Annotated in this window: 6 protein-coding genes and 5 rRNA genes; 9 read left to right on the top strand and 2 right to left on the bottom strand. The window is 57.0% G+C overall.

The features are described from left to right. The first annotated feature begins 170 nt into the window (after positions 1 to 170). Positions 171 to 1,082 (top strand): oxygen-dependent tRNA uridine(34) hydroxylase TrhO, encoded by a 912-nt coding sequence (trhO, locus tag GUY37_RS15420; RefSeq protein ID WP_166827366.1) that lies wholly within the window; start codon positions 171 to 173, stop codon positions 1,080 to 1,082. Between the two features lie 59 nt (positions 1,083 to 1,141). On the opposite strand, the gene GUY37_RS15415 is transcribed toward trhO, so the two are convergent. Beyond that, a complete protein-coding gene (locus GUY37_RS15415) occupies positions 1,142 to 2,233 on the bottom strand; it encodes an epimerase (RefSeq protein ID WP_166827363.1) in 1,092 nt (363 codons plus the stop codon). Between the two features lie 535 nt (positions 2,234 to 2,768). Here GUY37_RS15415 and GUY37_RS15410 point away from each other — a divergent pair. The 3 genes from GUY37_RS15410 to rrf all read left to right on the top strand — a co-directional run bounded on the left by GUY37_RS15410 (position 2,769) and on the right by rrf (position 8,130). Further along, positions 2,769 to 4,298, top strand: a 16S ribosomal RNA gene (locus GUY37_RS15410). A gap of 417 nt (positions 4,299 to 4,715) precedes the next feature. Next, positions 4,716 to 7,831 (top strand): 23S ribosomal RNA (locus tag GUY37_RS15405). 180 nt (positions 7,832 to 8,011) lie between these two features. Next, positions 8,012 to 8,130: ribosomal RNA gene (rrf, locus tag GUY37_RS15400) — 5S ribosomal RNA — on the top strand. Together the 16S, 23S and 5S rRNA genes form the textbook arrangement of a ribosomal RNA operon. Before the next feature lie 298 nt (positions 8,131 to 8,428). On the opposite strand, the gene GUY37_RS15395 is transcribed toward rrf, so the two are convergent. Further along, on the bottom strand, positions 8,429 to 9,577 hold the full coding sequence (locus GUY37_RS15395; RefSeq protein WP_166827360.1) for an integrase core domain-containing protein: 1,149 nt from the start codon (positions 9,575 to 9,577) through the stop codon (positions 8,429 to 8,431). 879 nt (positions 9,578 to 10,456) lie between these two features. On the opposite strand from GUY37_RS15395, the gene GUY37_RS15390 reads away from it, so the two are divergent. From GUY37_RS15390 to GUY37_RS15370, 5 genes are all read left to right on the top strand, one after another. Further along, positions 10,457 to 11,284 (top strand): zinc finger domain-containing protein, encoded by an 828-nt coding sequence (locus GUY37_RS15390; protein WP_166827357.1) that lies wholly within the window; start codon positions 10,457 to 10,459, stop codon positions 11,282 to 11,284. A gap of 417 nt (positions 11,285 to 11,701) precedes the next feature. Next, positions 11,702 to 11,995 (top strand): helix-turn-helix domain-containing protein, encoded by a 294-nt coding sequence (locus GUY37_RS15385; protein WP_166827354.1) that lies wholly within the window; start codon positions 11,702 to 11,704, stop codon positions 11,993 to 11,995. Next, positions 11,992 to 13,233, top strand: a complete 1,242-nt coding sequence (locus tag GUY37_RS15380) for a type II toxin-antitoxin system HipA family toxin (protein WP_166827350.1) — start codon at positions 11,992 to 11,994, stop codon at positions 13,231 to 13,233. The genes GUY37_RS15385 and GUY37_RS15380 overlap by 4 nt, the downstream gene beginning before the upstream one ends. A 545-nt stretch (positions 13,234 to 13,778) precedes the next feature. After that, positions 13,779 to 15,308, top strand: a 16S ribosomal RNA gene (locus GUY37_RS15375). Between the two features lie 417 nt (positions 15,309 to 15,725). Then, positions 15,726 to 18,840 (top strand): 23S ribosomal RNA (locus tag GUY37_RS15370). Positions 18,841 to 18,866 lie beyond the last annotated feature (26 nt).

The raw sequence follows: 18,866 nt of genomic DNA, 5'->3' as shown, positions 1-18,866 counted from the left end.
ACTGCGCGGGCGAAGTGCGTCCACGGCTGGCCCGCGGACACCCGGGCGCGGGTCGGGGCGGCCCGGCCCGGCAGGGAACGGGGTGGGGCGGACTGACAGGGAACTGACACGGCCACGGTCGGCCACCTCGGCGAGGGGAGCACTGGGCGAGCCCAATTAGAATGGGGGTCATGGCAACTCCCAAGATCGTCCTGTTCTATGTCTTCACCCCGCTGTCCGACCCCGAAGCGGTCAAGCTGTGGCAGCACACCCTGGCTGAGAGCCTTGGGCTCAAAGGGCGGATCATCGTGTCCGAGGACGGCATCAACGCCACGGTCGGCGGGGACATCTTCGACGTGAAGCAGTATGTGCGGGCGACGAAATCCTATGCGCCATTCAAGGGCGCGGACATCAAATGGTCGAACGGTCAGGGCGATGACTTCCCGCGCCTGAGCGTGAAGGTGCGCAAGGAGCTGGTCACCTTCGGCACACCGGACGAGATCACCGTGACAGAAGACGGAGTCCGAGGCGGCGGCCAGCACCTCAAACCGGGAGCCCTGCACAGACTCCTCGACGAACGCGGCGAGGATGTCGTCTTCTTCGACGGCCGCAATGCGATGGAAGCGCAGATCGGGAAGTTCCGGGACGCGATCGTCCCCGACACGGACACCACGCGTGACTTCATCGCCGAGATCGAATCCGGCAAGTACGACGACCTCAAGGACAAACCCGTCGTCACCTACTGCACCGGCGGGATCCGCTGCGAGGTCCTGTCCGTGCTTATGAAGAACCGCGGGTTCGAAGAGGTCTACCAGCTCGACGGCGGAATCGTCCGCTACGGCGAGACCTTCGGAAACTCCGGTTACTGGGACGGCTCTCTCTACGTCTTCGACAAACGCATGCACGTCGAGTTCGGCGACAACGTCGAGTCGATCGGCCACTGTGTGTCCTGCGAGAAGAAGACACCGGAGTTCGTCAATTGTGCGAACCTCGACTGCCGCAAGCAGTACCTGAGGTGCACCGAATGCACGGGGAAGGGTCGGCAGCCCTACTGTGCAGACTGCGTCGAACAGGGAATCCCCGCCGAGGCGGCCGCCGGCTGATAGTCCACCCGAGGAGTCGGCCGGTTCACCAAGCCGGTGATGAGAAGCGGACGTCGAGCTCAGCGCAGCAGGTGCTTGGCGGCGGCCTCGACATCGGTCCATTTGAAGTCGAATCCGGCAGCCTCGAGCCGTGCGGGCAGCACCCACCGGCTCTTGAGCACGAGTTCCGACTCCTGACGCAGGACGATCATTCCGGTCTCGAGCAGCCACCGCGGGGCGGGGATCCCTACGGGCATACGGACCGCTTTGCGCAGCGCTGTCATGAGCGAGCGGTTGTCCGAGACCTGTGGGTTCGAGATGTTGATCGGGCCGCTGAGCTCCTCATGGTCGTCGATGAAACGGATGGCGCGGAGCACGTCCTCGATATGAACCCAGCTGAATCGCTGCCGCCCGTGAGTCGGGGGATGCCCCCGCCAGACCCTCGGCCCTGAAGCCTCCGGGCCGATCCCGCGATAGCGTCGGTGCGGGAACCAACGCCCTTCATGCTGGGCTCCGCCGGCTCCGAACCTGGCTGCGGTGGCCAACATGTTCAACGCCGCTCCGTCACCGAGCACGATCGCCATCCGGAGCGCGACTCGTCTGGTCGCCGGCAAAGATCCGGCGAAGAGCTCCTTCTCCCAGGCTTTCGCGATGTCGACCGAGAATCCCTCGCCGATGTCGCCATCGTCCTCAGTCTGGGGCTGGTCCATCGCGTGGCGGTAGATGGTGGCCGTGCTCGAGTTGATCCACAGACGGGGCGGCGCCGAGGCGGCTGCCACCGCCGTATGGAGAGTGCGAGTCGTCTGGACGCGGGAGTCCCAGATCTCCTGCCGATTCGCATCGTTGTACCGACACCCGACGCTGCGGCCGGCGAGGTTGATGAGCAGGTCGCAGCCATCGACGAGCCCAGCGATGCCGTCCGGGTCATCCCATGTGACGGTGGAACGGGCAGGGGAGCGGCCGATCGTCCGAGTCTCGTACCCCCAGGACCGCAATGCAGTGAGAACTTCTCCGCCGATGAATCCCGAAGCCCCGGCAATGACCGCGATCGGACTCCCGGATTGTGGGGCGTCTGCAGTCGCTCTGGCCCCGGCTGTTGCGTTGACTGGTGTGGTCTGTGAGCCGGACGGACAGACAGACGCAGATGACTGATCATCGGGCTTCGTGTTCATAGAAGGACGCTAACACCGGGCGCAGTCCCGGAAGCGAAAACGGCCCGGTGGGTCGTGTGGTGGGTGTCACGTGGAGAAAGTCGGTTTTGGATTTGCACGGTGCGGATGGGGTGGTCTAGAGTTATATCTCGTTGCCCCGCCGGAAACAACGTCGCTAAGACAGAGTTTCTACCGGGTCTGACCAGGACAAACACGGTTTGATCCGAGAGTTCAGAACACCGGGTGGGCAACCAGAAATGAAACTGATACCCCCAGTGAACACGCTGCTTTTGTGTGGTGTGGTGATGGGTGTGTGTTTGTGGTTTGAGAATCCAATAGCGTGTTTGTTTGAACAAGTTGTGATGCCAGAACATTGTATTTTTCTGGTGAGACAATCACCTGATCGAACATCTGGTTCACCCTGGTGGGTGGTTCTTCGCCGAACCTCCCGCATCACATGGGTGGATGGTGTGTTTGGTCGGGATATTTTTTGGTCAACCTTCTCACCCCGTGAGGGGTTGGCTGTCTTGCTGGGATTGATTCGTAACATAATTTTTTTATGGAGAGTTTGATCCTGGCTCAGGACGAACGCTGGCTGCGTGCTTAACACATGCAAGTCGAACGCTGAAGCCGGGTGCTTGCACCTGGTGGATGAGTGGCGAACGGGTGAGTAACACGTGAGTAACCTGCCCCTGATTTCGGGATAAGCCTGGGAAACTGGGTCTAATACCGGATACGACCGGAGAAGGCATCTTCTCCGGTGGAAAGTTTTTCGATCGGGGATGGGCTCGCGGCCTATCAGCTTGTTGGTGGGGTAAGGGCCCACCAAGGCGACGACGGGTAGCCGGCCTGAGAGGGCGACCGGCCACACTGGGACTGAGACACGGCCCAGACTCCTACGGGAGGCAGCAGTGGGGAATATTGCACAATGGGGGAAACCCTGATGCAGCGACGCAGCGTGCGGGATGACGGCCTTCGGGTTGTAAACCGCTTTCAGCAGGGAAGAAGCGAAAGTGACGGTACCTGCAGAAGAAGTACCGGCTAACTACGTGCCAGCAGCCGCGGTAATACGTAGGGTACGAGCGTTGTCCGGAATTATTGGGCGTAAAGAGCTCGTAGGTGGTTGGTCACGTCTGCTGTGGAAACGCAACGCTTAACGTTGCGCGTGCAGTGGGTACGGGCTGACTAGAGTGCAGTAGGGGAGTCTGGAATTCCTGGTGTAGCGGTGAAATGCGCAGATATCAGGAGGAACACCGGTGGCGAAGGCGGGACTCTGGGCTGTAACTGACACTGAGGAGCGAAAGCATGGGGAGCGAACAGGATTAGATACCCTGGTAGTCCATGCCGTAAACGTTGGGCACTAGGTGTGGGGGACATTCCACGTTCTCCGCGCCGTAGCTAACGCATTAAGTGCCCCGCCTGGGGAGTACGGTCGCAAGGCTAAAACTCAAAGGAATTGACGGGGGCCCGCACAAGCGGCGGAGCATGCGGATTAATTCGATGCAACGCGAAGAACCTTACCAAGGCTTGACATACATCAGACCGTTCTGGAAACAGTTCTTCTCTTTGGAGCTGGTGTACAGGTGGTGCATGGTTGTCGTCAGCTCGTGTCGTGAGATGTTGGGTTAAGTCCCGCAACGAGCGCAACCCTCGTTCTATGTTGCCAGCACGTGATGGTGGGAACTCATAGGAGACTGCCGGGGTCAACTCGGAGGAAGGTGGGGATGACGTCAAATCATCATGCCCTTTATGTCTTGGGCTTCACGCATGCTACAATGGCTGGTACAGAGAGAGGCGAACCCGTGAGGGTGAGCGAATCCCTTAAAGCCAGTCTCAGTTCGGATCGTAGTCTGCAATTCGACTACGTGAAGTCGGAGTCGCTAGTAATCGCAGATCAGCAACGCTGCGGTGAATACGTTCCCGGGCCTTGTACACACCGCCCGTCAAGTCACGAAAGTCGGTAACACCCGAAGCCGGTGTCCTAACCCCCGTTTGGGGGAGGGGGCCGTCTAAGGTGGGACTGGTGATTGGGACTAAGTCGTAACAAGGTAGCCGTACCGGAAGGTGCGGCTGGATCACCTCCTTTCTAAGGAGCACACATTAAGATCCTCATGGCATGACCCGCATGTGGTCATCATGAGAGCTCAAGGGTGGAACATCACTTCTTCCGCTCATACCTTCCAGCGTTGTCCGGTGACTGCCGTGTCGACGTTGATTGTTGTATGGGCTAGGACAAACACGTTATTGGGTCCTGGAATCACAAACCCCACACGTAGGTGTGGGTGTGGTTTCAACCAACAGGACCAACCCGGTCATTTCGCAGCCACGGTGTGGTTGTGGGTGGTGGGTGTTTGGTAGTGGTTTGAGAATCGTATAGTGGACGCGAGCATCAAATGACACAATTTTTTGTGTTGTTTATGTAATGTGATTTTTCTTGTCATCATCGAGTAAAGGTGAATGAAACAATTTTTCGCGCACACGAACCGGCCCCTTCGTGGGGGTGGGGTGAGTGTGTAAGAGCGCATGGTGGATGCCTTGGCATCAGGAGCCGATGAAGGACGTGGAAATCTGCGATAAGCCTCGGGGAGCCGATAAACAGGCGTTGATCCGAGGGTGTCCGAATGGGGAAACCCCGCCACTCGTGAGGGTGGTGACCCGTGTCTGAATATATAGGGCATGTGGGGGGAACGCGGGGAAGTGAAACATCTCAGTACCCGCAGGAAGAGAAAATAACAATGATTCCGGCAGTAGTGGCGAGCGAAACCGGATGAGCCTAAACCCTGTCAGTGTCAAGCGTGCTGGTTTTGCTGGCAGGGTGTTGTGGGGTGTGCATGGTCTGGTCCAGCATGGCCGGTCTGTGAGCGTGTTGGTGTAGTCGAACCTGGTGGGAAACAGGACCGGAGTGGGTGAGAGTCCCGTAGGCGAAACGCCGGCAGCTTGCAGTGTGTGCGTTGCCCGAGTAGCACGGAACTCGTGGAATTTCGTGTGAATCTGCCAGGACCACCTGGTAAGGCTAAATACTTCCTGATGACCGATAGCGGATAGTACCGTGAGGGAATGGTGAAAAGTACCCCGGGAGGGGAGTGAAAGAGTACCTGAAACCATGTGCTTACAATCCGTCAGAGCAGCATCTTGATGGCTGTGATGGCGTGCCTTTTGAAGAATGAGCCTGCGAGTTAGCGGTGCGTGGCGAGGTTAACCCGTGTGGGGTAGCCGTAGCGAAAGCGAGTCCGAACAGGGCGATTGAGTCGCGTGTCCTAGACCCGAAGCGGAGTGATCTAGCCATGGGCAGGGTGAAGCGTGTGTAAGAGCGCGTGGAGGCCCGCACCCACTTCAGTTGAAAATGGAGGGGATGACCTGTGGTTAGGGGTGAAAGGCCAATCAAACTCTGTGATAGCTGGTTCTCCCCGAAATGCATTTAGGTGCAGCGTTGCGTGGTTCTTGCTGGAGGTAGAGCTACTGGATGGCTGATGGGCCCTACCGGGTTACTGACGTCAACTAAACTCCGAATGCCAGTCAAGGTTCAGCGTGGCAGTGAGACAGTGGGGGATAAGCTTCATTGTCGAGAGGGAAACAGCCCAGACCATCAACTAAGGCCCCTAAGCGTGTGCTCAGTGGGAAAGGATGTTCAGTTGCGAAGACAACCAGGAGGTTGGCTTAGAAGCAGCCATCCTTGAAAGAGTGCGTAATAGCTCACTGGTCAAGTGATTGAGCGCCGATAATGTAGCGGGGCTAAGTACACCGCCGAAGTTGTGGCAGCACCACATACGCCGTAATGGTGTGGTGTTGGGTAGGGGAGCGTCGAGTTGCTGGTGAAGCTGCCGTGTGAACGAGTGGTGGAGGCGATTCGAGTGAGAATGCAGGCATGAGTAGCGAAAGACGGGTGAGAAACCCGTCCACCGGATGACCAAGGGTTCCAGGGCTAGGCTAATCCGCCCTGGGTAAGTCGGGACCTAAGGCGAGGCCGACAGGCGTAGTCGATGGACAACCAGTTGATATTCTGGTACCGACACACAACCGACAGTACCAAAACACACGAAACTAACCCCCAAACTCCTCCTATGAGTCTTCGGACTTGTTGTTGGGGATGCTGGGGGGACCTGAGTGTGGAGTCGGTAAGCGTGAGGTGTGACGCAGAAAGGTAGCCAGGCCGTGCGATGGTAGTCACGGTCTAAGGTTGTAGCACGTGGGGGTAGGTAAATCCGTCCCCACAGGTGTGTGAGAGCTGATGGGCGCCCCACATTGGTGGGGTGATCTGGTGATCCTCTGCTGCCGAGAAAAGCATCGACGTGAGGGTGTGTGTTGCCCGTACCCTATAACCGACACAGGTGGTCGAGTAGAGAATACTAAGGTGATCGAGAGAATCGTGGTTAAGGAACTCGGCAAAATGCCCCCGTAACTTCGGGAGAAGGGGGACCATCCCGGTGAACCCACTATGCGTGGGGATGTGCTGGTGGTGGTCGCAGAGGCCAGAGAGAAGCGACTGTTTATTAAAAACACAGGTCCGTGCGAAGATGTAAGTCGATGTATACGGACTGACGCCTGCCCGGTGCTGGAAGGTTAAGAGGACCTGTTAACCCCTTTTTGGGGTGAAGCGGAGAATTTAAGCCCCAGTAAACGGCGGTGGTAACTATAACCATCCTAAGGTAGCGAAATTCCTTGTCGGGTAAGTTCCGACCTGCACGAATGGCGTAACGACTTCTCTGCTGTCTCAACCACGAACTCGGCGAAATTGCATTACGAGTAAAGATGCTCGTTACGCGCAGCAGGACGGAAAGACCCCGAGACCTTCACTATAGTTTGGTATTGGGATTCGGTGTGGTTTGTGTAGGATAGGTGGAAGACTGGGAAGCCTCGACGCTAGTTGAGGTGGAGTCGATCGGTGAAATACCACTCTGACCATAGTGGATTCCTGAACTTCGGACCCTGATCGGGTTCAGGGACAGTGCCTGATGGGTAGTTTAACTGGGGCGGTTGCCTCCTAAAGAGTAACGGAGGCGCCCAAAGGTTCCCTCAGCCTGGTTGGCAATCAGGTGTCGAGTGTAAGTGCACAAGGGAGCTTGACTGTGAGACGGACGTGTCGAGCAGGAGCGAAAGCTGGGACTAGTGACCCGGCCATGGCTTGTGGAAGCGTGGTCGCTCAACGGATAAAAGGTACCTCGGGGATAACAGGCTGATCTTGCCCAAGAGTCCATATCGACGGCATGGTTTGGCACCTCGATGTCGGCTCGTCGCATCCTGGGGCTGGAGTCGGTCCCAAGGGTTGGGCTGTTCGCCCATTAAAGCGGTACGCGAGCTGGGTTTAGAACGTCGTGAGACAGTTCGGTCCCTATCCGCTGCGTGCGTAGGAAATTTGTGGAGGTCTGTCCTTAGTACGAGAGGACCGGGACGGACGAACCTCTGGTGTGCCAGTTGTTCCGCCAGGAGCATGGCTGGTTGGCTACGTTCGGGATGGATAACCGCTGAAAGCATCTAAGCGGGAAGCCTGCTCCGAGATGAGATTTCCGACCAACATTTGTTGGGGGAGGTGTCCTATAGATGATGGGGTTGATAGGCCGGGTATGGAAGCACTGTAAGGTGTGGAGTTGACTGGTACTAATACACCGATCACTCATCAACCATCCAATTTTTGGGGTTGGTGTGTGCGAAAACAGTTTTGTTTGTTTTTCTAGGATGATGTGAAGAGTTCACACCCATAGGGTGTGCATGTTGCATGAGTTTTTGGTGTTCGCGTTCGCTGTGCGGTTCTTGGACCACTACCACCCGAGCATGGGTTTGGGTGTGGTGGTTTGTTGGTTTTGCGGTGGTGATAGTGGTGGGGAAACGCCCGGTTAACCGTTCCGATCCCGGTAGCTAAGCCCATTCGCGCTGATGGTACTGCAACTTGGTGGTTGTGGGAGAGTAAGTGACCGCCGCAATATTTTTTGAGTGGGGAGGCCTCATCCAACTGTGTTGGGTGGGGCCTTTCTGCTATTCACCGGTGGTGGTGTGTTGGTGCTACCTGAGGGGTGTCCTGCTACCTGGTGTGGAAACTCGCGACCTTGCTGACAACCTCACTCAACACATTGCTGACAACCTCGCTCACCAGGTTGCGAACGACCTGACTCCATAGGTTGCTCACACCAAATGAGTGGGGTTGTCAGTGGCATTTCGTAACGATTCGATTAGCCGGAGCCTCGCTGGGGAAATGCTTGAGCATGTAGTCGCGCTGCTTCTTCAACCACAGGCTCGAAGCTCCACGCATTCTGGCACCGACGACTCTCCACAGCGGATATCGTCTCTGCGTTTCCGCGGTGCGGATCGGAAGAGGGAAGTACACCACTTCCTCGCCAGTGGTCGTGTCGAACAGGGCGTAGAAGTCGTCAGTGACGACTGATTGATAAGTTCCGGCCAATGTTCTCGGTACTCCGAGTCCGACAGCATGGAAATAGATCTGTGGATTGCCCTCAGCGATGACGACACGGTCTGTACTGAGTCAGCTGCGGTCGGGAGAGGTTCACCGGCCGATTTCTCGTCATCGACGTGTGGTTGGTTCATTGCGGCTAGGACGCGTCGCCGTTGAGCGTACCCACGTGCGATCGCTTCGACTTCAGCATGCGGGATCGGTGTGCCGTCTGAAGGAGTGTGGATTGCTGCTTGCCAGGCTTGGTGAGGATTCATGTCTCCTGGCAGTGACTGATGCCGTCGCCGATAGTTGTAGCGGTCGCGGAACATCGCGATCACTTTCCGTGCTTCAGCGAGGCTGCGGGGTCGGTGGGCCCTGAGGACATTGAGCAGTGTTTGGTGGCCGCGTTCGTTCTTTCCCTGGGTTTGTGGGTGTCCGGGCATGCCGGAGATTCCTCGGCACCCATAGTCGGCGAGGAAGAGCTGAGTGGCCACGACCCAACCCTGCCTGTTGCCGTTGAAGGCGTTGCCGTTATCGGTCAGCATCTCTTGGGGCACCCCGTAGTTGGCGAAGGCATCAGAGATCGTCGTGATCGCATGATTGCCGTTTTCCACTCCGTGGAAGGCTTGTGTGCCGACGTCGAAGCGGGTGGAATCGTCGAGGAGCTGATACACCGTGATCTTGGTGGTGCTGCCGGTGAGTTCGAATTCGAAAGCGTCGAGTTGCCACAGTTCCATGGCGTTGGCACGGACGAATCGGATCAATGATGATCGGGGACGCTTCTTCGGGTTCGCCTTCACCCGTCCAGCGTCGGAGAGGATCCGTCCGATCGTGGCCACCGATGGGATGGGTTCGGTGAATCGGCCGTATCGAACGCCTTCGTACCAGATCGATTTCGGTCCGGCATCCCACCCGGTGGACTCGAGTTCGGCACGGATCTTCAAGACGAGATCGGTGGTTTCTTGGTCGTAGATTCGCACGGTGTTCTTCGGCGCCGATGAACGGGCATGGAGTGCCCGTAACCCCTCGGTTTTGTACCGTTTGCGGATCGCATAGAAACGACGTTCGAGTAACGCTGTGTTCGCAGAACTCGGTGATCGATGGTGAATCTGGTGCGTTGGGGTCGAAGTCGATGATCGCGCGGCGTTGGGCTATTGAAAGTGCTTCAGGCATGGCCCGAAGTGTGTCAACAACGTATTGAGACATACTGTCAGCAACGTATTGAGTCAGGTTGTCAGCAACCTATTGAGACAACACAGTCCTGCTACCTGGCGCGGGGTTGCTGGACCCCCGTCAGGTAGTAGATGGCCTCGTACGACTCCCACTGGGAGTCGGACGAGGCCATTCGTGTAATCTCCGGCTCCTGAGTTTCACAGCTTTAGTGCCCCGGAAGCCGGTCGGGTAATAGCTCAGCCGCGATTTCTTTGGCCTCCCCTGTGACCTCGGGAGCGAAAGTGAATCGCGGACATCACGGTCGGGAAGCACACCGTGACCGTGATGCTACCGAGCAGCGGCACCGATCTGCCCGGTCGGTACTCCCACTCGGGGGTGTCTGGTCGTCCCTCCGACGAGCCCGGCAGGGAACTAGCGAGATACTACGAGCAACAGCGGGAGCAGAAGTAGAGCCGTGCACTCAGAATGCTTGATATACCAGTCAGCTACGGCATAGTGGTCTCATGACCACGACTCCCATTGCCGATGACGACGATGATTCCCCGAACGATGCCATCGGACGCATTATCAGAAACATCACTCGTAACTCAGCCGTGAACCACTTCTCTGCGTTGAACAACGCTGCGTGGTTCAAGAGCACCATTCCGACACCGGCGGCCTTGGGCATGATGACTCAGCCCTCCGCCGTGGATACCGTCGCCAAGATTCTCCAGCAGGTGAACGCTTTCAGCTTGTTCGACCACCTGATGCCGAAGGTCGACACGCTGTCGTGGATCACCGATATGTATCCGAAGGTCGACACTCTGGCATGGCTGGACCGGACTCGGTCGATAATGAACACCTCTGCCTTCACGCAGCTCACGTCCATGCGGCTCGAGCAGCAGGAGTGGTGGAAGGGAGCCTACCGTGGCGTCGACTGGCAGAGCATCACCACTGCGGCTCAGAGGTCCAACCTGAGCGCGATATCGCAGACGATCGCGCAGACCGGAGCCGCTATGGCGACCTCGCTGAGCGACGACACCATCGAGTCGCTGTTCGCCAAGGTCCATGCCGTCACTGAGCCCGCGGAGCCAGAGCACGGCGATGCTCAGACGGTAGCGGACCCAGAGGAAAGCGCCGAGGTCGATGATCCCATCCTCGACGCTGTCCTCAGCCGGCTGGCCGACTTCAGCACGTGGTGGCAGGACCGTTACCCCGAGCTCTCTGCGCGAGTCATCACCCAGCTGAATATCGCGTCTCGCTCGGTTGTCTACGCATTCGTGATGTACAGCCTGCCCACCTATCTGGTGCATTTCCTCGGTACAGACGGCATCGCCATGTCGAGCGTCGTGCTGGGAATGGCTCACTTCGTTACCGAGCAGAGCAAGAGCAGAATGTCGCCAGCGAATGCGTCGGCGATCGACGCTGAGTGCCCCTACTGCAAGGCCCAGCCGGGGATGCAGTGCATCACCATCTCAGGGAACTACATCGGCAGGCCGACGAAGATGCACTCTCGCCGGCTAGACCGTACCTGACACATCGCCAGACACGGCAGCGGCCCGTCACTATCTCGGTGACGGGCCGCCGCTATCGTACGCCCAGCATGGGCACTTACTTGGAGGCGAAAAGGCGACATAACCCCATCGTAGACAGCTTATTAGTGCCCCACCAGCGCAATTGCCGACCTCGTGACCAGCATAAACACGAACAGAATCGCGAAATCAGCAACTAGTTGTGAAAGTCAGGTCGGACGAGGCCATTCGTGTAATCTCCGGCTCGTCGCCGGCAACTGAGAATGGTGTGCTCACAGACGTGCAGAGATCTTGTGTCGTCCATCCGGATGGCAGCTGGCCATCGCTCCGCCCGAAATCGGCATTGCCGGTTGATCTAATGACGCGTATTCTAGTCGTTAATGTACTGTATGGTGCCTATTGCACTCATAAGGAGCCCAAATGAGCGTCACTCGACAAGTGGATCGCCGCCTCACCGAGATCGGATCCTCGATTCGTCGGTGGCGACTAATTCAGTCGCTCAAGGCTGTCGAAGTCGCGGAGCGTGCCGGCATCTCACGATCGACGCTCCAGAAAGTCGAACGTGGTGACGCAGGGGTATCAATCGGCGCAGTGATGTCGGTTATGCAGGCGCTGGGGCAGCTCGACCACGTGTCCGCCTCGTTCGATCCTTTGAGCACCGATGTCGGCAGACTGCGTTCTGCTGAAACGCTTCCAGACAGGGTTCGTCGATGAGTGAGCAGATCCGGGTTGAATTGGACCATGGCGGAGCGGCGGTTTTCGTCGGTACTGCTTATTTCCACATCGCACGGGGGCAGATCTCGACGACGTTCAAATACTCCGATGAGTACGTGGGAGCTCGATGGGCTTACTCCATCGACCCAGAGCTCCCACTGTCGACAGTCCCGTTCAGCGTACCCGGTCTGCCGGGAGCATTTGCCGACTGTTCTCCTGACCGCTGGGGTCGTAATCTCGTTGCGAAGGAGCATCGGCGGCAGGTCGCCGACGGCGTCGTCCGTGACCGCCGTCTGACAGACATCGACTTTCTGCTCGGAGTCAGCGATCGCACTCGACAGGGAGCTCTGCGATTTCGTCGTGGGTCTGACGAAGACTTCCTCAGCCCGACGAGCCGTGTACCGAAGCTGCTGTCCTTGCCCGAACTGCAGCGGGCTGCCGATGGTGCCGCAGAAGGGTCGGGCACGGCTGTGAAGCGCCTTCTCGACGCGGGGACAGGGTCTCTGGGAGGGGCGCGGCCCAAAGCGTCTGTGGTGGACGATGAGGGACGACTGCTAATTGCGAAGTTCTCCCGACCTGGCGACGATCGAGACGTCATCGCGTGGGAGAGCCTGGCGCTCGAACTTGCCCGTGGGGCCGGAATCGAGACTTCTGAATCTCGATTGCTGAGCATCGACGAGAGATCCGTGCTTCTTCTGCAGAGGTTCGATCGCACGGCTGACCGTCGGATCGGATATATGAGTGCGATGACAGCGACCGGGCGTCGAGACGGAGAAGCCGGTGACTATCTCGATATCGTCGAAGCTATCGAAGACCACAGCCGGCGCTGGCGCAGCGACTGTGCGGAACTGTTTCGCCGAGCGGCATTCTCAGTTGCATTTCACAATACGGATGATCATTTGCGTAACCACGGCTTCGTACGGGCGGACGCGGGATGGCAGCTGAGCCCGGCTTTCGACATCAACCCGGAACCGGAACCCGCGGTCGAACGGCAGACCGCGGTCAATGGCGTCGTGTCAGCGGAGACCGAAGCCGAAGCGCTGCTCGAGTTCGCCTCTCTCTGCCATCTGACGAAGCCGACCGCTGTGTCTGTGCTCAACGAGGTCGTGAGTGCAGTCGAAGGGTGGAGGTCGCGGGCTGTAGAACGGGGGATCCGACGGGCAGAGATCATCGAGATGGGTGCCGTCATCGACGCACAGCTCGCACGCCTGCGCAAAGCTATCCGCCCGGGCAGCTGAATCGCGCGGCATTCGGGCTCGGTTGGTGCAAGGACTGATGTATCGTTGAGCACTGCAGGCTGTGTGGTGGGTGTCACGTGGAGAAAGTCGGTTTTGGATTTGCACGGTGCGGATGGGGTGGTCTAGAGTTATATCTCGTTGCCCCGCCGGAAACAACGTCGCTAAGACAGAGTTTCTACCGGGTCTGACCAGGACAAACACGGTTTGATCCGAGAGTTCAGAACACCGGGTGGGCAACCAGAAATGAAACTGATACCCCCAGTGAACACGCTTTCTTTTGTGTGGTGTGGTGATGGGTGTGTGTTTGTGGTTTGAGAATCCAATAGCGTGTTTGTTTGAACAAGTTGTGATGCCAGAACATTCAATATTTTTCTGGTGAGACAATCACCTGATCGAACATCTGGTTCACCCTGGTGGGTGGTTCTTCGCCGAACCTCCCGCATCACATGGGTGGATGGTGTGTTTGGTCGGGATATTTTTTGGTCAACCTTCTCACCCCGTGAGGGGTTGGCTGTCTTGCTGGGATTGATTCGTAACATAATTTTTTTATGGAGAGTTTGATCCTGGCTCAGGACGAACGCTGGCTGCGTGCTTAACACATGCAAGTCGAACGCTGAAGCCGGGTGCTTGCACCTGGTGGATGAGTGGCGAACGGGTGAGTAACACGTGAGTAACCTGCCCCTGATTTCGGGATAAGCCTGGGAAACTGGGTCTAATACCGGATACGACCGGAGAAGGCATCTTCTCCGGTGGAAAGTTTTTCGATCGGGGATGGGCTCGCGGCCTATCAGCTTGTTGGTGGGGTAAGGGCCCACCAAGGCGACGACGGGTAGCCGGCCTGAGAGGGCGACCGGCCACACTGGGACTGAGACACGGCCCAGACTCCTACGGGAGGCAGCAGTGGGGAATATTGCACAATGGGGGAAACCCTGATGCAGCGACGCAGCGTGCGGGATGACGGCCTTCGGGTTGTAAACCGCTTTCAGCAGGGAAGAAGCGAAAGTGACGGTACCTGCAGAAGAAGTACCGGCTAACTACGTGCCAGCAGCCGCGGTAATACGTAGGGTACGAGCGTTGTCCGGAATTATTGGGCGTAAAGAGCTCGTAGGTGGTTGGTCACGTCTGCTGTGGAAACGCAACGCTTAACGTTGCGCGTGCAGTGGGTACGGGCTGACTAGAGTGCAGTAGGGGAGTCTGGAATTCCTGGTGTAGCGGTGAAATGCGCAGATATCAGGAGGAACACCGGTGGCGAAGGCGGGACTCTGGGCTGTAACTGACACTGAGGAGCGAAAGCATGGGGAGCGAACAGGATTAGATACCCTGGTAGTCCATGCCGTAAACGTTGGGCACTAGGTGTGGGGGACATTCCACGTTCTCCGCGCCGTAGCTAACGCATTAAGTGCCCCGCCTGGGGAGTACGGTCGCAAGGCTAAAACTCAAAGGAATTGACGGGGGCCCGCACAAGCGGCGGAGCATGCGGATTAATTCGATGCAACGCGAAGAACCTTACCAAGGCTTGACATACATCAGACCGTTCTGGAAACAGTTCTTCTCTTTGGAGCTGGTGTACAGGTGGTGCATGGTTGTCGTCAGCTCGTGTCGTGAGATGTTGGGTTAAGTCCCGCAACGAGCGCAACCCTCGTTCTATGTTGCCAGCACGTGATGGTGGGAACTCATAGGAGACTGCCGGGGTCAACTCGGAGGAAGGTGGGGATGACGTCAAATCATCATGCCCTTTATGTCTTGGGCTTCACGCATGCTACAATGGCTGGTACAGAGAGAGGCGAACCCGTGAGGGTGAGCGAATCCCTTAAAGCCAGTCTCAGTTCGGATCGTAGTCTGCAATTCGACTACGTGAAGTCGGAGTCGCTAGTAATCGCAGATCAGCAACGCTGCGGTGAATACGTTCCCGGGCCTTGTACACACCGCCCGTCAAGTCACGAAAGTCGGTAACACCCGAAGCCGGTGTCCTAACCCCCTTTGTGGGGAGGGGGCCGTCTAAGGTGGGACTGGTGATTGGGACTAAGTCGTAACAAGGTAGCCGTACCGGAAGGTGCGGCTGGATCACCTCCTTTCTAAGGAGCACACATTAAGATCCTCATGGCATGACCCGCATGTGGTCATCATGAGAGCTCAAGGGTGGAACATCACTTCTTCCGCTCATACCTTCCAGCGTTGTCCGGTGACTGCCGTGTCGACGTTGATTGTTGTATGGGCTAGGACAAACACGTTATTGGGTCCTGGAATCACAAACCCCACACGTAGGTGTGGGTGTGGTTTCAACCAACAGGACCAACCCGGTCATTTCGCAGCCACGGTGTGGTTGTGGGTGGTGGGTGTTTGGTAGTGGTTTGAGAATCGTATAGTGGACGCGAGCATCAAATGACACAATTTTTTGTGTTGTTTATGTAATGTGATTTTTCTTGTCATCATCGAGTAAAGGTGAATGAAACAATTTTTCGCGCACACGAACCGGCCCCTTCGTGGGGGTGGGGTGAGTGTGTAAGAGCGCATGGTGGATGCCTTGGCATCAGGAGCCGATGAAGGACGTGGAAATCTGCGATAAGCCTCGGGGAGCCGATAAACAGGCGTTGATCCGAGGGTGTCCGAATGGGGAAACCCCGCCACTCGTGAGGGTGGTGACCCGTGTCTGAATATATAGGGCATGTGGGGGGAACGCGGGGAAGTGAAACATCTCAGTACCCGCAGGAAGAGAAAATAACAATGATTCCGGCAGTAGTGGCGAGCGAAACCGGATGAGCCTAAACCCTGTCAGTGTCAAGCGTGCTGGTTTTGCTGGCAGGGTGTTGTGGGGTGTGCATGGTCTGGTCAGCATGGCCGGTCTGTGAGCGTGTTGGTGTAGTCGAACCTGGTGGGAAACAGGACCGGAGTGGGTGAGAGTCCCGTAGGCGAAACGCCGGCAGCTTGCAGTGTGTGCGTTGCCCGAGTAGCACGGAACTCGTGGAATTTCGTGTGAATCTGCCAGGACCACCTGGTAAGGCTAAATACTTCCTGATGACCGATAGCGGATAGTACCGTGAGGGAATGGTGAAAAGTACCCCGGGAGGGGAGTGAAAGAGTACCTGAAACCATGTGCTTACAATCCGTCAGAGCAGCATCTTGATGGCTGTGATGGCGTGCCTTTTGAAGAATGAGCCTGCGAGTTAGCGGTGCGTGGCGAGGTTAACCCGTGTGGGGTAGCCGTAGCGAAAGCGAGTCCGAACAGGGCGATTGAGTCGCGTGTCCTAGACCCGAAGCGGAGTGATCTAGCCATGGGCAGGGTGAAGCGTGTGTAAGAGCGCGTGGAGGCCCGCACCCACTTCAGTTGAAAATGGAGGGGATGACCTGTGGTTAGGGGTGAAAGGCCAATCAAACTCTGTGATAGCTGGTTCTCCCCGAAATGCATTTAGGTGCAGCGTTGCGTGGTTCTTGCTGGAGGTAGAGCTACTGGATGGCTGATGGGCCCTACCGGGTTACTGACGTCAACTAAACTCCGAATGCCAGTCAAGGTTCAGCGTGGCAGTGAGACAGTGGGGGATAAGCTTCATTGTCGAGAGGGAAACAGCCCAGACCATCAACTAAGGCCCCTAAGCGTGTGCTCAGTGGGAAAGGATGTTCAGTTGCGAAGACAACCAGGAGGTTGGCTTAGAAGCAGCCATCCTTGAAAGAGTGCGTAATAGCTCACTGGTCAAGTGATTGAGCGCCGATAATGTAGCGGGGCTAAGTACACCGCCGAAGTTGTGGCAGCACCACATACGCCGTAATGGTGTGGTGTTGGGTAGGGGAGCGTCGAGTTGCTGGTGAAGCTGCCGTGTGAACGAGTGGTGGAGGCGATTCGAGTGAGAATGCAGGCATGAGTAGCGAAAGACGGGTGAGAAACCCGTCCACCGGATGACCAAGGGTTCCAGGGCTAGGCTAATCCGCCCTGGGTAAGTCGGGACCTAAGGCGAGGCCGACAGGCGTAGTCGATGGACAACCAGTTGATATTCTGGTACCGACACACAACCGACAGTACCAAAACACACGAAACTAACCCCCAAACTCCTCCTATGAGTCTTCGGACTTGTTGTTGGGGATGCTGGGGGGACCTGAGTGTGGAGTCGGTAAGCGTGAGGTGTGACGCAGAAAGGTAGCCAGGCCGTGCGATGGTAGTCACGGTCTAAGGTTGTAGCACGTGGGGGTAGGTAAATCCGTCCCCACAGGTGTGTGAGAGCTGATGGGCGCCCCACATTGGTGGGGTGATCTGGTGATCCTCTGCTGCCGAGAAAAGCATCGACGTGAGGGTGTGTGTTGCCCGTACCCTATAACCGACACAGGTGGTCGAGTAGAGAATACTAAGGTGATCGAGAGAATCGTGGTTAAGGAACTCGGCAAAATGCCCCCGTAACTTCGGGAGAAGGGGGACCATCCCGGTGAACCCACTATGCGTGGGGATGTGCTGGTGGTGGTCGCAGAGGCCAGAGAGAAGCGACTGTTTATTAAAAACACAGGTCCGTGCGAAGATGTAAGTCGATGTATACGGACTGACGCCTGCCCGGTGCTGGAAGGTTAAGAGGACCTGTTAACCCCTTTTTGGGGTGAAGCGGAGAATTTAAGCCCCAGTAAACGGCGGTGGTAACTATAACCATCCTAAGGTAGCGAAATTCCTTGTCGGGTAAGTTCCGACCTGCACGAATGGCGTAACGACTTCTCTGCTGTCTCAACCACGAACTCGGCGAAATTGCATTACGAGTAAAGATGCTCGTTACGCGCAGCAGGACGGAAAGACCCCGAGACCTTCACTATAGTTTGGTATTGGGATTCGGTGTGGTTTGTGTAGGATAGGTGGAAGACTGGGAAACCCTGACGCTAGTTGGGGTGGAGTCGATCGGTGAAATACCACTCTGACCATAGTGGATTCCTGAACTTCGGACCCTGATCGGGTTCAGGGACAGTGCCTGATGGGTAGTTTAACTGGGGCGGTTGCCTCCTAAAGAGTAACGGAGGCGCCCAAAGGTTCCCTCAGCCTGGTTGGCAATCAGGTGTCGAGTGTAAGTGCACAAGGGAGCTTGACTGTGAGACGGACGTGTCGAGCAGGAGCGAAAGCTGGGACTAGTGACCCGGCCATGGCTTGTGGAAGCGTGGTCGCTCAACGGATAAAAGGTACCTCGGGGATAACAGGCTGATCTTGCCCAAGAGTCCATATCGACGGCATGGTTTGGCACCTCGATGTCGGCTCGTCGCATCCTGGGGCTGGAGTCGGTCCCAAGGGTTGGGCTGTTCGCCCATTAAAGCGGTACGCGAGCTGGGTTTAGAACGTCGTGAGACAGTTCGGTCCCTATCCGCTGCGTGCGTAGGAAATTTGTGGAGGTCTGTCCTTAGTACGAGAGGACCGGGACGGACGAACCTCTGGTGTGCCAGTTGTTCCGCCAGGAGCATGGCTGGTTGGCTACGTTCGGGATGGATAACCGCTGAAAGCATCTAAGCGGGAAGCCTGCTCCGAGATGAGATTTCCGACCAACATTTGTTGGGGGAGGTGTCCTATAGATGATGGGGTTGATAGGCCGGGTATGGAAGCACTGTAAGGTGTGGAGTTGACTGGTACTAATACACCGATCACTCATCAACCATCCAATTTTTGGGGTTGGTGTGTG

The organism is Brevibacterium limosum (assembly GCF_011617705.1).
GTDB classification, from domain to species: domain Bacteria; phylum Actinomycetota; class Actinomycetes; order Actinomycetales; family Brevibacteriaceae; genus Brevibacterium; species Brevibacterium limosum.
This window is presented reverse-complemented; position numbering and strand designations above follow the sequence as displayed.

Bases quoted from the DNA above. Each gene is read 5' to 3' on its own strand.
- trhO (WP_166827366.1), top strand. From the start codon at position 171: ATGGCAACTCCCAAGATCGTCCTGTTCTATGTCTTCACCCCGCTGTCC.
- GUY37_RS15415 (WP_166827363.1), bottom strand. From the start codon at position 2,233: ATGAACACGAAGCCCGATGATCAGTCATCTGCGTCTGTCTGTCCGTCC.
- GUY37_RS15385 (WP_166827354.1), top strand. From the start codon at position 11,702: ATGAGCGTCACTCGACAAGTGGATCGCCGCCTCACCGAGATCGGATCC.
- GUY37_RS15380 (WP_166827350.1), top strand. From the start codon at position 11,992: ATGAGTGAGCAGATCCGGGTTGAATTGGACCATGGCGGAGCGGCGGTT.